General features: G+C 66.7%; 11 protein-coding genes. 3 read left to right on the forward strand and 8 right to left on the reverse strand.

The features are described 5' to 3' along the window. Positions 1 to 217: 217 nt before the first annotated feature. Complete coding sequence (locus V9L21_RS23230) at positions 218 to 3,439, forward strand: bifunctional cytochrome P450/NADPH--P450 reductase (RefSeq protein ID WP_337315201.1); 3,222 nt, start codon at positions 218 to 220, stop codon at positions 3,437 to 3,439. Positions 3,440 to 3,454: 15 nt separating this feature from the next. On the opposite strand, the gene V9L21_RS23235 is transcribed toward V9L21_RS23230, so the two are convergent. The 5 genes from V9L21_RS23235 to V9L21_RS23255 all read right to left on the reverse strand — a co-directional run bounded on the left by V9L21_RS23235 (position 3,455) and on the right by V9L21_RS23255 (position 7,945). After that, positions 3,455 to 4,228, reverse strand: coding sequence for an esterase/lipase family protein (locus tag V9L21_RS23235; RefSeq protein WP_337315202.1), 774 nt, complete (start codon positions 4,226 to 4,228; stop codon positions 3,455 to 3,457). 94 nt (positions 4,229 to 4,322) lie between these two features. Further along, positions 4,323 to 4,958 (reverse strand): TetR/AcrR family transcriptional regulator, encoded by a 636-nt coding sequence (locus V9L21_RS23240; RefSeq protein WP_337315203.1) that lies wholly within the window; start codon positions 4,956 to 4,958, stop codon positions 4,323 to 4,325. Positions 4,959 to 4,999: 41 nt separating this feature from the next. Further along, positions 5,000 to 5,536, reverse strand: a complete 537-nt coding sequence (locus tag V9L21_RS23245) for a phasin family protein (RefSeq protein ID WP_337315204.1) — start codon at positions 5,534 to 5,536, stop codon at positions 5,000 to 5,002. 23 nt (positions 5,537 to 5,559) lie between these two features. After that, the gene (locus V9L21_RS23250) at positions 5,560 to 6,114 is read right to left on the reverse strand and encodes a hypothetical protein (protein WP_337315205.1); all 555 of its coding nucleotides are present in this window, start codon (positions 6,112 to 6,114) and stop codon (positions 5,560 to 5,562) included. 139 nt (positions 6,115 to 6,253) lie between these two features. Beyond that, positions 6,254 to 7,945 (reverse strand): WS/DGAT/MGAT family O-acyltransferase, encoded by a 1,692-nt coding sequence (locus V9L21_RS23255; RefSeq protein WP_337315206.1) that lies wholly within the window; start codon positions 7,943 to 7,945, stop codon positions 6,254 to 6,256. A 148-nt stretch (positions 7,946 to 8,093) separates the two neighbouring features. Here V9L21_RS23255 and V9L21_RS23260 point away from each other — a divergent pair, with 148 nt between their 5' ends. Both V9L21_RS23260 and rocF read left to right on the forward strand, forming a co-directional pair. Then, entirely contained in the window at positions 8,094 to 10,178 is a 2,085-nt protein-coding gene (locus tag V9L21_RS23260) for a prolyl oligopeptidase family serine peptidase (RefSeq protein ID WP_443305467.1), read from the forward strand. Then, a complete protein-coding gene (gene rocF, locus V9L21_RS23265; RefSeq protein WP_157616132.1) occupies positions 10,175 to 11,098 on the forward strand; it encodes an arginase in 924 nt (307 codons plus the stop codon). The genes V9L21_RS23260 and rocF overlap by 4 nt, the downstream gene beginning before the upstream one ends. 28 nt (positions 11,099 to 11,126) lie before the next feature. Here the strand turns inward: rocF and V9L21_RS23270 are convergent, their stop codons facing one another. The 3 genes from V9L21_RS23270 to V9L21_RS23280 form a co-directional block, all read right to left on the reverse strand. Continuing rightward, the gene (locus V9L21_RS23270; RefSeq protein WP_337315240.1) at positions 11,127 to 11,819 is read right to left on the reverse strand and encodes a DUF2242 domain-containing protein; all 693 of its coding nucleotides are present in this window, start codon (positions 11,817 to 11,819) and stop codon (positions 11,127 to 11,129) included. Positions 11,820 to 11,917: 98 nt separating this feature from the next. Next, the gene (locus V9L21_RS23275; RefSeq protein ID WP_337315208.1) at positions 11,918 to 12,571 is read right to left on the reverse strand and encodes a nucleoside/nucleotide kinase family protein; all 654 of its coding nucleotides are present in this window, start codon (positions 12,569 to 12,571) and stop codon (positions 11,918 to 11,920) included. 30 nt (positions 12,572 to 12,601) lie between these two features. Continuing rightward, positions 12,602 to 13,873 (reverse strand): Glu/Leu/Phe/Val family dehydrogenase, encoded by a 1,272-nt coding sequence (locus tag V9L21_RS23280; RefSeq protein WP_337315209.1) that lies wholly within the window; start codon positions 13,871 to 13,873, stop codon positions 12,602 to 12,604. Positions 13,874 to 13,911: the final 38 nt, after the last annotated feature.

The following is a 13,911-nucleotide window of genomic DNA, read 5'->3' on the forward strand; positions in this document are numbered from 1 at the left end:
GGTGCCTTGCGCAGCGAAATAAAGGAGGAGGCCGCAGGCCGGGGGACATTCGCGGAGAAAGGTACCCCGTCGGCGGGAGCGCCGCCCTGAACAAGCGCCGCCCAAACACTGAATCAGCCTAAGGGAAACCCCGTCTGCCTCGCCCTCACGCCCCCGAGATACTCCGGAAGTCACACCCGGACACCCCGAAGCGGGTCCACTCCAAAGGCGCAAACCCATGGCAGGCAAGAACTCGCTCCATCCGATCCCTCATCCGGCGAAGAAGCCATTCGTCGGCAACCTGCTGTCGATTGGCTCGGACTCTCCGGTGCTCGACATGTGGCGGATTGCGCAGGAGCTTGGCGGGATCTACTGGCTCGACATGCCGGGCATGCCGGTGATCGTGGTGTCGTCGCCCGCACTGGTCGACGAACTGTGCGAAGAGCCGCGCTTCGACAAGAGCACGCGCGGTGCACTGCGGCGGTTGCGTGCGGCGTCGCACGGGCTCTTTACCTCCGACACGCACGAGGAAACCTGGTCCAAGCCGCACAACATTCTGTTGGCCAACTTCAGCCAGCGCGCAATGCAGGCCTACCACCCGATGATGCTGGACATTGCGAGCCAGTTGGTCACCAAGTGGGAGCGCCTGAATTTTGACGAAGAGGTGGACGTGGTGCGCGACATGACCGCGCTCACGCTCGACACCATCGGTTTGTGCGGCTTTGGCTACCGCTTCAATTCGTTCTACCGCGAAGGTTTTCACCCCTTCGTCGATGCGATGGTGCGCACGCTCGAAACGGTGCAGAACCGCCGCGGCCTGCCGCTCGAGGAGCTCATGCTGAAGAAGGAGCTTGCGCAGCAGCGCAAGGACATCCGCTACATGCACAAGATGGTGGAAGACATCATCGAGGAGCGGCGCGCGAGCGGTGCCGACATTGCCACCAAGCCCGACCTCCTGAGCTACATGATCGCGGGCGTGGACAAGAAAAGCGGCGAGCAGCTCACCGACAAGATGATCCGCGACGAATGCATCGAGTTTCTTATTGCGGGGCATGAGACCACCAGCGGCCTGCTCTCGTTTGCCATCTACTTCCTGCTCAACAACCCCGAGGCCATGGCCAAGGCGCAGGCCGAGGTCGACAGCGTGTTCGGCGGCGACACCTCGCAGAAGCCCACCTATGCGCAGGTGAACCGGCTGACCTACGTGCTGCAGGTGCTGAAAGAGTCGCTGCGCCTCTACCCGACGGCGCCCGCGATCTCGATGCGTGCCAAGGAAGACACGACGATCGGCGGGCGGTACACGATCAAGAAGAACAACATGATCATCATGCATGCGCTCGCGCTGCATCGCGACAAGGGCATCTGGGGCGAGAACGCCGACCAGTTCAACCCCGACAACTTCAGCCGCGAAGCCGAGCGCGAGCGGCCGGTCAACGCCTTCAAGCCCTTCGGCAACGGGCAGCGCGCCTGCATCGGGCGGCAGTTCGCGCTTCAGGAGGCAGTGCTCACGCTGGGCATGATCCTGCAGCGCTTCAACCTGGTCGATCACACCGGCTACAAGCTCAAGATCAAGGAAGCGCTCACGATCAAGCCCGAGAACTTCAAGATCAAGGCGCTGCTGCGCGATCCGGCCTCGCGCGCACGCGGCAACGGCGAGGCCGCCGCCGCCGCGCCGGATGCGCCCGCCAAGGCCGCCGCACGCAAGCCGCAGTCCGCGCGCCACGGCACCTCGCTGCTGGTGCTGCAGGGCTCCAACCTGGGCACGGCCGAAGACCTGGCGCGCCAGCTGGCCGAGGCCGGCGAGTTGCGCGGCTTTTCCACGCAGGTGGCTTCGCTCGACGACTATGCCGAGCGGCTGCCGGCGAACGGCGCGGTGGCAATCGTCTGCGCCTCTTACAACGGCGTGGCGCCGGACAACGCGGCCGAGTTCCATCGCTGGCTCGACAAGGCCGACGACGCGCTCAACGGCGTGCGCTTTAGCGTGTTCGGCTGCGGCAACACCGATTGGGCCGCCACCTACCAGGCGGTGCCGCGGCGCATCGACGAGCGGCTCGAGGCGCTCGGCGCCACGCGCGTGCATCCGCGCGGTGAAGGCGATGCGCGCGAGGACATGGACGGCGCGTTCCAGGACTGGAGCGACGCGCTCTGGCCCGAGCTGGTGAAGACCTTCGCCATCCAGGCCGGGGCGGACACGCCCGCGGAGGCCGAGCCGCTCTACATGCTCGAAGAGCTGCCGCCGCCCCAGAAGAACGCGCTGGTCGATGCGCTCGGCGCCGTGGCGCTGCGTGTGGTGGAAAACCGCGAACTGCAAAGCCCCAGCAGCGATGCGGGGAGCAGCCGCTCCACGCGCCATGTCGAGCTGATGCTGCCCGAGGGCGTCAACTACGTGCCAGGCGATCACCTCAGCGTGGTGCCGCGCAACAGCCCCGCGCAGGTGGAGCGCGCGATGGCGCGCTTCGGGTTCGACCGCTCCGCGCATGTGCGGCTCCATGCCGCTGCGGGCCGCAAGGCGGCCCTGCCGGTCGACCAGGTGGTGGCGGTCGACCGCCTGCTGGGCGACTACGTCGAGCTGCAGGACGTGGCCACGCGCAAGCAGATTGCCACGCTCGCTGCCTACACCGAGTGCCCTTTCACCAAGCCCAGGCTCATGGCGCTCTCGGGCAGCGACGAGGCCTCGCAGGCCGCCTACAGGGCCGAGGTGCTGCACAAGCGAAAGTCGCTGCTCGACCTGCTCGAGGAGCACCGCGCCTGCCAGGTGCCGTTCGCGGTGTTTCTTGAAATGCTGTCGCCGCTCTCGCCGCGGTATTACTCGATCTCGTCGTCGCCCTCGATGACACCGGGGCGGTGCAGCGTCACGGTGGGCGTGGTGAGCGCGCCGGCGCTCTCGGGCAACGGCACCTTCGAGGGCGTGTGCTCCAACTACCTGGCGCGCGCCGAAGCCGGCGACACGGTGCACGGCGTGATTCGCGAAACCACGGCCGAAGGCTTTCGCCTGCCGGAGGATGCGCAGCGCCCGCTCATCATGATCGGCCCCGGCACCGGCCTTGCGCCGTTTCGCGGCTTTCTGCAGGAGCGTGCGGCACAGGTCGAACGCGGCGAAGCGATTGGCGATGCGATGCTGTTCTTCGGCTGCCGGCACCCGGAGCAGGATTTCATTTATGCAGAAGAACTCAAGGCCTGGGCGCACCGCGGGCTGATGAAGCTGCACACGGCCTTCTCGCGCTCGGGCGAACGCAAGGTGTATGTGCAGGACCTGATCCGCGAACAGGGCACGGCCGTGTGGAAGCTGCTCGAAGCAGGCGCGGTGATCTATGTGTGCGGCGACGGCTCGCGCATGGAGCCCGACGTGCGCCGCACGCTCGCCGATCTGGCCCGCGAGCATGGGCACGACAGCAACGCGTGGATGGACAGGATGATTGCCGACCAGCGCTACGTGCTGGACGTATGGGCGGGGGCCTAGCCCCTGCGGCTCAGCTCAGGCCTCGCGGTCTGGATCGGGATAGACCAGCGGCCCGAGCAGGCCGCGGTTGAAGGGCTTCCACTTGCCCTCGGGCTGCGCAAGCCGATCGGCCACCGCGTAGAGCACGGCGGGGTGGCCGCCGAGCCCCAGGTGGCTTGCCACCACCTCGATGTTCTCCGCCTTGGGGCCGGGCTTCTCAAGGCTGCAGCGCCATGCAACGACACCGTCGGTGCGGCTGAAGATCGACGTGGTGGGCACGGGCGGCGTGGGCTGCACGAACTTCATGCGGCGGGGGTCGTGCGAGCTCTGGCCGCTCACGCCTTCGTACACACGCCATGCGTTGGTTGCGCGCGGGCTGCCGGAGAACGGGCTGCCCAGGGTGATGACGTTGCGCACCAGGTCGGGCTGGGCAGATGCCAGAAGCCGCGCATAGATGCCGCCCAAGCTCCAGCCGATCACGCTGACCTTCTGGCCGCTCTTTTCATGCAGCGACTTGAGGAGCGCCAGCATGCCGTCTTCCACGCCTTCGCGCGGACCGAAGTTGCGGCCCAGGCCCCAGCCGTGCGCGTCGTAGCCGCGGCTGCGCAGGTAGCGGCGCAGCAGCAGCGTGGAGCCGTCGCCCGCCACGAGCCCCGGCAACACGATCACCGGGTGTCCGTCGCCGCGCGGCGTGAGCTGCAGCAGCGGCCACATCGCGACGCCGGCACTCGTTTCCCAGAGTGCGCGTGCTTCGGCCAGCATCAGCAGGCCCGACGGTGGCGCAATGTGGTCTCGGGTGGCGGTGGTCATGAGGGCGGCGTTCCTGTCTATTTTCTGTTTCGCTGTTGTGTGGGACGAGCATGGCGAACGAAAGTTTCACCGCCTCGTCGGACAACTGCGATGTTTATCCGAGGTATTTGCCCCGCAGGTAATCAAGGTAAGCCCTCGATTCGCTGGAAACATACGGGGAAATCAAGGTGAGCGTGTAAAAAGCCGCCAATCCCGGGTCGGCCTGCGCGAGCGCGTCGCGCCCCGGCACCAGCCGTTCGAACGAAAGCCAGCAGGTGGTGGTGAACACCATCTGCAACGCCAGGATGCGCGCCTGCTCCGCGCTGGTCTGGATCACGCCCGAGGCCACCAGGCCTTCGCAAAGCGCCTGGGCCGCGAGCAGGTTCTGCGCAGTGAGCGCCTGCGCGCGCTGGCCGAGCGCAGGGTATTCGCCGGCCAGGAAAGCCATGTCGCGGTAGATGAAGCGGTATTCGTCGATGGCCTCGAAGCGCAGGTGCAGCGCAAGCCAGAGGTCGTCGATGGCCGCGATTGAGCTGGACGAGCCGTCGAGCACCTCGAGCCGCTGCTCGAAGCGCCGGAACAGCCACTCGACGATCAGCTGCTTGGCCTTGAAGTGGTAGTGCAGGTTGCCCGGGCTCATGCCGAGCTCGGCGGCAATCTTGTGGGTGGACACCGCTGCAAGGCCTTCTGCATTGAACAGCGCAAGGCTGGTCTGCAGGATGCGATCGCGCGTGGTGTTGGAACTGGCCACAACCGGCTGGTGCGTGCGTCGGTGTTCGCTGGGCTTGGGGCTCAGCGCTTGCCGCTGCCGCGCGGGCTGGCGTTCTTTGGTTCGAGCTCGGCAAGGCGTTCGCGCAGCCGGGCCACTTCGGCGCGCAGCGCCTGCACCTCTTGCGCGCTGGGCATGCCGAGCCGCTCCAGGGCTGTAGCTACGCGCTGGTCGAACACGTCTTCGAACTTGCGCAGGCCAAAACTGTCGAGGTTCGGAAAGCCGCGCGCGAGCGGCGCCTTGGCGGAGCCAGCAGCCGCGTCGAACTTGCCCTGGCCGATGCCGAGCAAGCCTTCGATCACGTTGGCCTGGCGCTTGGCAACGTCGTCGCGCACATTGCCGAGCGCCTTCAGGCCCGCGCGAAGCAGGCCCTCGGCGCCGCCGGCCTTTCGGGCCGGCAGCGCCTTGGGTGTGACAGCAGCAGATTTTTTCTTGGCTGCCGCAGCCGTTTTCCTGGCTGCGGGCGCCTTTTTGGCCGCGGAGGTTTTCTTCGCAGGCGCCGCCCTCTTCTTCTTCTTCAGATCGTCAGTCGGATCGGTCGAACGGGGTCGGGTCGCCATGCGTTGTTTGCTCCAGGGTCAGGTCAGGCTGCCTTGCGGGCGGCGGTGCGGCGAACCGGCTTCTTGACGGCGGCCGCCTTGGCCTTCACGGTGCGCACGGGCTTGGCTTCTTCGGTGCCGCTCACGCGCACTTCGATCTGCTTGGCACCGGCCGCGACCTTGTCGGCGATTTGCACCGACACGTTGGCGATGGGCTGGTTCAGCGCGTTGAAGGTCTTGACCACCGAGGTGACCACAGGCGACTCGACACCTGCCACGCGGCCTGCCACGGCTTCGATGCCGCTGGTCGTGCCTGCGGCCACGCGGTCCATCACCGAGACGATGCGGCCGGTGTCGATGTCCAGGCGGTTGGCCAGGAAGCCGTTGATCTTCTCCTGCGCGCCGATCAGGTTGGCCTTGACCTGCTCGCTCACCAGCGGAATCTGGCGGCTGCCCAGGAATTCGCTGTAGCGCGAAGCAGCACCGCCAAGCAGGCGATGCACGCCGGCGCGGTAGGCACCCACCAGGGTCTTGCCGGCGTCGTTGTACTGGCCGATGACGTGGATGGCGGCGGAAGAGAAAGAAGCTTGCGTGGTCATGTGTCGATTTCCTGGAAGTTGAACGTTCGCGGGATTCGCGATGGGGTGATCTTCTTCCGGAGTGCCTAGGCCTGAAAAACTAGAACTGTGGGAAAACTAGTCCAACTGCCCCAATTTCCGGCCAAGGGCCTGCCGATCATCATGCCGCAGCAGCCACCCTGGCGCGCTTGGCAGCCGGCGCGGCGGGCTTGCGCGGCGCGGCCTTGCCCGGGGCCGTCTTGATTGGCGCCTTCCTGGCGGGCGCCTTGGCGGCCGTTGTCTTTGCCGCCGCCGGCTTCTTCGCCGCGGCCTTTTTCGCAGCCGGCTTCGGCACGGCCTTCGGGACGGCCTTTGCAGCGGGCTTGGCCGCAGCCTTCACCACGGGCGCCGGCTCGGGAGCCGCCGCCTTCGCGGGCGCAGCACCCGCACCCGCCGGATGTGTCTGCGTCAGGTCCATCAACAGCTTGTGCTCGGCCAGCATGTAGTCGCCGATCTCGGTGATGTCCGGCACCGCGCGGCGGCAGGCGATGAGGCCGTAGTCCATCCGCCCGTTGTAGCTCTGCACCGTCACGTTCAAAGCCGTGCCGTGGCTCGCAATGGACACCGGGTAGTAGCTGGTGACCAATGCGCCCGCAAAGTACATGGGGAACGGCGCGCCCGCCACGTTCGAAATGGCCACGTTGGCCGCCGGCGGCAGCAGGTTCACAAGCCCCGAGCGGCCGACCATCGACGCAATGCCCGACACCAGCCAAGGCGCCGCGAAGGTCGGAAAGTCGTCCAGGATCATGGCCTTGAAGCGGTTCATCGTCGACTTCGATGCGTTCGACGACGCGTTGATCGCCTTCAGCCGCTGCACCGGGTCGGTGATGTCGGTGGCCAGGCTCACCAGGATCATGCTGGCCTGGTTGTTGGCGGTCTCGTCGCCGGCTTCGCGCAGGCTCACGGGCACGCCGGCCACCAGCGGCTTGGCGGGCAACTCGTTGTTGTCGGCCAGGTAGTGGCGCAGCGCGCCGGCCACCGTGGCCATGACCACGTCGTTGAGCGACACGCCGAAGTGCTTGGCGATGTGCTTGGTCTCGGCCAGCGAGATGGTGCGGCCCGCAAACGTGCGCTGGTTGGTGATCGACACGTTCAGCGAGGTGCGCGGCGCAAACAGGTTGAACTTCTTCGGCGCGGTGGCGGCGTCTTTCTCGGCCGCTTTTTCGTCGGGCTTGGCCAGGCCGCCAAGTGCCCGCGCAATGGCCGGCGCCATCTTGAAGAGCTTGACGTACTGCTGCGCCGTGTTGCGCAGCGCCGCGGTCGCAAGCTCGGCCATGCCAAGCTGGTAGCCGCTGCTGCGCGGGCGTGCGCGCGGCGGCTTCACCACGCGCCCCGTCGCCTCCAGGTCGAAGATGGCCTTGCCGAGCGCCACGCCGGCCTGCCCGTCGATGCCTGCATGGTGCACCTTGGTGTACAGCGCCACCTGGCCGCTCTTGAGCCCGTCGATGATGAAAAACTCCCACATCGGGCGACTGCGGTCGATGAGCGTGGAATGCAGCCGCGCCACGTATTGCTGCAACTGCCGGTTGGTGCCGGGCTTGGGCAGCGTGATGTGGCGCACGTGGTAGTCGAGGTCGATGTCGTCGTCTTCCACCCACACCGGGTTGGTCATGTCGAAGGGCATGAGCGCGAGCTTGCGCGTGAACACGTCGGCCAGGTGGATGCGGCTGGCCATGAACTGCTTGGCGTCTTCGTAGAAGTCGCCCTTGTAGCCCTTGGGCAGGTCGAGCACGTTGAGCGAGCCCACGTGCATCGGCATCTCCGGGGTCTCAAGGTGCAGGAAGGTGGCATCAAGACCGCTCAGGTGTTTCATGTGACATGTCTCCTTGTGTGCGCAGGCGCCGTTCGGCAGGATACCCGTGGGCAGCCTCGCGGACCGGGGCGAAAACGTCGAACGCGGGTTTGTCCCGAGCTCATGCACGCGCTATGAATTCAATAGCTTCCGCCCTGCCGCAGGGGGCATGCACGCTTTCACACCGGATTCGTACACTGCGGCCATGACCTCAACCTCTTCCATGCAGACCGACGAGTTCCTGTGGCTCGAAGACATCGACGGCGGCGAACAGCTCGACTGGGCCCGGCAGCACAACGCGAAGACGGTGCAGCGCTACGCGCAGTCGCCCTCCTTCGAGCGCCTGGAGAAAGGCATTCTCGAAGTGCTCGATTCGGACGACCGCATTCCGATGGTGCGCAAGATCGGCCCGCTGTTCTACAACTTCTGGCGCGACAAGAAGAACCCCAAGGGCCTGTGGCGGCGCACCACGCTGGCCGAATACCGCAAGCCGCAGCCCGCCTGGGAAACCGTGATCGACCTGGACGCGCTGGCCGAAGCCGACAAGGAAAACTGGGTATGGCACGGCGCGCAATGCCTGCAACCAGAGTACAAGCGCTGCCTGGTTTCGCTCTCGCGCGGCGGTGCCGACGCCAACGTGGTGCGCGAGTTCGACCTGGAGCTCAAGCAGTTTGTCGAGGGCGGTTTCACGCTGCCCGAGGCCAAGAGCAACGTGGCATGGAAAGACATCGACCATCTTTATGTGGCCACCGACTTCGGCCCGGGCTCGATGACCAGCTCGAGCTACCCGCGCATCGTCAAGGAGTGGAAGCGCGGCACGCCGCTGGAGAGCGCATTGGCCGTGTACGAAGGCGGCGCCGACGACATGACCGTGAGCGCCTGGCGCGACAACACGCCGGGCTTCGAGCGCGACTTCGTCTCGCGCCAGATGGACTTCTACGACAGCGAAACCTGGCTGCGCCATGCCGACGGCCGGCTCGTGAAGATCGACGTGCCCGACGATGCCAACGCCGACATCACCCGCGAGTGGATGCTGGTCGAGCCGCGCAGCCCCTGGACCGTGGGCGGCACCACCTACAAGCCGGGCTCGCTGCTGGCCGCGAAGTTCGACGACTACATGGCCGGCAAGCGCGAGCTCACCGTGCTCTTCGAGCCCAATGACACCACCGCGCTCGACGACCATTCGTGGACCCGCAACCACCTGATTCTCAACGTGATGCACGACGTGGTGAACAAGCTCGAAGTGCTCACCCCGCAAGCCGGTGAATGGAAGCGCGAGAGCCTGGGCGGCGCGCCCGAGCTTTCGACCATTGCGGCCGGCGGCATCGACGAAGACGAGAACGACGACTATTTTCTGACGGTGAGCGGCTTCCTGCAGCCGACCACGCTGTACATGGGCACCATCGGCAAGGGCGAGCCCGAGCCGCTGAAAGACAGCCCCGGCTTCTTCGACGCCTCGCGCTACCGCGTGAGCCAGCACTTCGCCACCTCGAAGGACGGCACGCGCGTGCCGTATTTCGAGATTGCGCCGAAGAACCTGCAGGCCAACGGCAAGAACCCCACTCTGCAATACGCCTACGGTGGCTTCGAAATATCGCTGCAGCCCAGCTACAGCGGCGCCATCGGCCGTGCATGGCTCGAGCAGGGCGGCGTGTACGTGGTCGCCAACATCCGCGGCGGCGGCGAGTACGGCCCGCGCTGGCACCAGGCCGCATTGCAAGAGAACCGGCTTCGCACCTGCGAAGACTTCGCGGCCGTTTCGGAGCACCTCGTCGCGCGCAACATCACCTCGCCACGACACCTGGGCGCCATGGGCGGCAGCAACGGCGGCCTGCTGATGGGCAACATGCTCACGCTGTACCCGCAGCTCTACGGCGCCATCGTGAGCGAGGTGGCGCTGCTCGACATGAAGCGGTACACGCACTTGTCGGCCGGCGCCTCGTGGATCGCCGAATACGGCGACCCCGACCAGCCGGAAGAATGGGCGTGGATCAAGGCCTTCTCGCCGTATGAGAACGCGAAGAAGGGCCAGCCCTACCCGCCTGCGCTCTTCACCACATCGACCCGCGACGACCGCGTGGGGCCGGTGCATGCGCGCAAGATGTACGCGAAGCTGGCGGCCATGGGCTACGACGCCAGCTTCTACGAGAACATGGAAGGCGGCCACAGCGCGGCAACGGACAACAAGGAATCCGCCTTCATGGACGCCTTGGGCTACGCCTACCTGTGGAAGCACATCGGGCCATCGACATGAGCAATGACAACGGCATCACCCTCGAACTGATCGGCGCGCCCACCGACATCGGCGCCAGCGTGCGCGGCGCCGGCATGGGCCCCGACGCCCTGCGCGTGGCCGGCCTGCCGGAGGCGCTGGCGCGGCAGGGCTTTGCGGTGCTCGATCGCGGCAACCTTGCGGGCCCGGCCACACCGTGGACTGCCCCTGCCAACGGCCTGCGCCACCTGGACGAAGTGATTGCGTGGAACCGCTCGGTGTATGCCGCGGTCGACACGGCACTGGGCCTTGGCCATGTGCCGCTGATGATGGGCGGCGACCACTGCCTGGCCATCGGCTCCATCAGCGCGGTGGCCTGGCATGCGCGCAAGCGCGGCAAGAAGCTGCGCGTGCTGTGGCTGGACGCGCACTCCGACGTGAACACCGAAACCACCAGCCCGAGCGGCAACCTGCACGGCATGCCGGTGTCGTGCCTGCTCGGCCACGGGCCCGCGGTGCTCACCGGCTGGAGCGGCGAGCGCGCAGCGCTGGAGCACGACGCCATCCGCTTCATCGGCATCCGCAGCGTCGATGCCGACGAGAAGGAGGCCATTCGCACGCTGGGGCTCAACGTGTTCGACATGCGCCACATCGACGAGCACGGCATGCGCACCACCATGACCGAGGCGCTGCAGGACGTGGACGAAGACACCCACCTGCACGTGAGCTTCGACCTTGACTGCCTCGACCCGAACATTGCGCCCGGCGTAGGCACCGGCGTGCGCGGCGGGCCCACCTACCGCGAGATGCAGCTGTGCATGGAGATGATCGCCGACACCGGCCGGCTCGGCTCGCTCGACGTGGTGGAGCTCAACCCCGCGCTCGATGTTCGCAACCAGACCGGCGAAGTGGCGGTAGAGCTGATCGAGAGCCTTTTCGGAAAGTCGACGCTGGTGCGCTGACCGCCCTGGCGCGGGCGTGAACGCGCGGTCAGCCCGGGCTGGGCACCGGCTTCACCGGAAAGGTGGTGGCCGGCGCTCCCGGGTTCAGCGGCGCGGCAGGCCGCGGCGCTTCGGGCGCCACGCTGGGCGCCTCGGGCTCTTCACCGCCCTGGCCTTCCAGAAAGCGGTCGAGCAGCGCAAAGAAGCGGTCGTAGAACAGCTCGTCCGTGAGGGTTTCGCTGGCCACCTTGACCATGGCGTCGTCGCTGCCCGCAAAAGGCAGCGAGAGCGAGCCGATGGCGCCCACGCCCAGGCTGGCCGAGTTATTGACCTTCTTGATGCCGTAGCGGTCTTGCAGCGCGGTGGCAAAGGCCACGGTGCTCCGCTTGCCGGACTTGCCGCCTTCGCGCGCGCACACCACCCGAAACTCCACTTCCACATGCACCTCGGCCGCCGGCTGGAAGCTCTTGCGGCCCGTCACCAGGTCGGTGTTGGCGGCGTTGATCATGTAGCCCTGGCTCAGCAGCGCACGCCGTGCGGCTTCGCAGGTCTGGGCTTCGGTGGCGGTATAGGTGCGGGTATGGGTGGTGGTGGAGTCGAACTCCTCGGTCTCGTAGGAAACGCGGCGCGAGCTGCTGCCGCAACCGGCGAGCACCAGGGCTGACAGCAGCCCGAGCGCGAGAACCTTGAAACGAAAAGCAGAAAAGGCAGGAGAAGAGAAATTGGGGTGCATGGTCGTCATGAAGCGGCGGCGAATGCTAACCGGCTGGCATTGCAGCGCCGCCGGCGAAGCTTCGAGCATTGCGCCGCGCCGGTGTTCCCGGCAACGCAGGAGAATTTTCAGGACCAGTGCAGCACGAAGTGCGCGCGCCCCCGCGTTGCGGCAATGAGCCGCGCGTTGGGCGCATCGGTGGCGGCCACCCAGTCGCGTGCGGCTTCGGGGCTGCGGCCGAACTGCTGGTGGCGCTTCAGCAGGCGCTCTTCACGCACCGCATCGTCGATGTCCACATACCAGACCTCGTCGAGCATGCCCGCGGCGTCCGCCCAAGGCCCGGCATCGTGCAGCAGGTAGTTGCCTTCGGTGATGACCAGCTGGGTCTCTGGCAGCACCGCGATGGCGCCGGCAATCGGCTCCTCGATCTCGCGGCGGAATTCGGGCGCGTAGACGATGGGGTCGCCCGGCCCCTGCCCGCGCAGCCGCTGCAGCAGCGCGACGTAGCCGGCGCTGTCGAAAGTGTCGGGGGCGCCCTTGCGGCCGGCGCGGCCGAGCCGTTGCAGCTCGACATTGGCCAGGTGAAAACCGTCCATCGGCACGACCTGCGCGCGGTCGGCGCCTGCGGCGCGGAGCAGTGCCGCTGCGAGCGTGGACTTGCCCGCGCCGGGCGCGCCGACGAGGCCGAGCAGCTTGCGCTGGCCGCCGGCCATCAGGGCCTGCAGGCGGGCCAGGCCGTCTGCGGGAATCGAGGGGAGTTGTCGCTCGGGGGTGGTGCTCATCCCCCGAGCGTACAGCCTTGCTTCAGCGAATCAGGGGTACAGGCCGCGCTCTTGGCGAGCCATCAGGATGCGCTCGCAAGCAACGGCGTATGTCGCCGTACGCAGCGTGATCTTGTGCTTGTCCGCCGTGTCCCAGATCTGGTTGAGCGCGTTCATCATGATGCGGTCGAGCCGCACGTTGATCTCGTCCTCGTCCCAGAAGAAGGACGAGAAGTCTTGCACCCATTCGAAGTAGCTCACCGTCACGCCGCCGGCGTTGCAGATCACGTCGGGCACCACCAGCACGCCGCGTTCCGCCAGGATGTCGTCGGCCTGCGGCACCGTGGGGCCGTTGGCGCCTTCGAGCACCAGCTTGGCGGATGTCTTCTGCGCGCGCTCGGCCGTGATCTGGCCTTCGAGCGCGGCCGGAATCAGGATGTCGCACGCCGTGTCCCAGAAGGCTTCGTTGGGCACCACGTCGCCGCCCTTGAAGGCGACCACGCCTTCCTTGTTGGCAACGGGAATGAGCTTTGCCAGGTCGAGGCCGTTGGTGTTGACGATGGTGCCGGTGTGGTCCTGCACGGCCACGATCTTGGCGCCCGCTTCGGCAAAGAGTTCGGCCGCAACCGAGCCCACGTTACCGAAGCCCTGCACCGCAATGCGCGCGCCGCGCAGGTCCATGCCCAGGCGGCGGGCCGCCTCGCGGCCGGTAACGAACACGCCGCGGCCCGTGGCCTTGACACGGCCGAGCGAGCCGCCCAGGTGCAGCGGCTTGCCGGTGACCACGCCGGTGGCGGTGCCGCCAACGTTCATGGAATACGTGTCCATCATCCAGGCCATGATCTGGCCGTTGGTGTTGACGTCGGGCGCGGGAATGTCGGTGTGCGGGCCGATGATGATGCCGATCTCGCTGGTGTAGCGGCGGGTGATCTTTTCGAGCTCTTGCAGCGAGAGCTTCTTCGGATCGACGCGAATGCCGCCCTTGGCGCCGCCGTACGGCAGGTTGACCGCGGCGGTCTTGATGGTCATCCAGGCCGACAGGGCCATCACTTCTTCGAGCGTGACGTCGGGGTGAAAGCGCACGCCGCCCTTGCCCGGGCCGCGGCTCATGTTGTGCTGCACGCGGTAGCCCTCGAAGTGGGCGATGGTGCCGTCGTCCATCTCGATCGGCACGTCGACGATCAGCGCGCGCTTGGGGCGCTTGAGCGTTTCGACCCAGCGGGCCAGCGGGCCGAGATACGGCACCACGCGGTCGACCTGCGAGAGGTAGGTGCCCCAGGGGCTGTTGGCGGTCGGATTGACGAAGGAGAGCTTTTCACTCATGAGAGAACCCTTGGTTTGAACGGATGGCCGCAACGATA

Origin of the sequence: Variovorax sp. CCNWLW235 (assembly GCF_037204085.1) — a bacterium.
Classification (GTDB): Bacteria; Pseudomonadota; Gammaproteobacteria; order Burkholderiales; family Burkholderiaceae_C; genus Variovorax.

Bases quoted from the DNA above. Each gene is read 5' to 3' on its own strand.
- V9L21_RS23230 (WP_337315201.1), top strand. From the start codon at position 218: ATGGCAGGCAAGAACTCGCTCCATCCGATCCCTCATCCGGCGAAGAAG.
- V9L21_RS23235 (WP_337315202.1), bottom strand. From the start codon at position 4,228: ATGACCACCGCCACCCGAGACCACATTGCGCCACCGTCGGGCCTGCTG.
- V9L21_RS23245 (WP_337315204.1), bottom strand. From the start codon at position 5,536: ATGGCGACCCGACCCCGTTCGACCGATCCGACTGACGATCTGAAGAAG.
- V9L21_RS23250 (WP_337315205.1), bottom strand. From the start codon at position 6,114: ATGACCACGCAAGCTTCTTTCTCTTCCGCCGCCATCCACGTCATCGGC.
- V9L21_RS23255 (WP_337315206.1), bottom strand. From the start codon at position 7,945: ATGAAACACCTGAGCGGTCTTGATGCCACCTTCCTGCACCTTGAGACC.
- V9L21_RS23260 (WP_443305467.1), top strand. From the start codon at position 8,094: ATGCACGCTTTCACACCGGATTCGTACACTGCGGCCATGACCTCAACC.
- rocF (WP_157616132.1), top strand. From the start codon at position 10,175: ATGAGCAATGACAACGGCATCACCCTCGAACTGATCGGCGCGCCCACC.
- V9L21_RS23270 (WP_337315240.1), bottom strand. From the start codon at position 11,819: ATGACGACCATGCACCCCAATTTCTCTTCTCCTGCCTTTTCTGCTTTT.
- V9L21_RS23275 (WP_337315208.1), bottom strand. From the start codon at position 12,571: ATGAGCACCACCCCCGAGCGACAACTCCCCTCGATTCCCGCAGACGGC.
- V9L21_RS23280 (WP_337315209.1), bottom strand. From the start codon at position 13,873: ATGAGTGAAAAGCTCTCCTTCGTCAATCCGACCGCCAACAGCCCCTGG.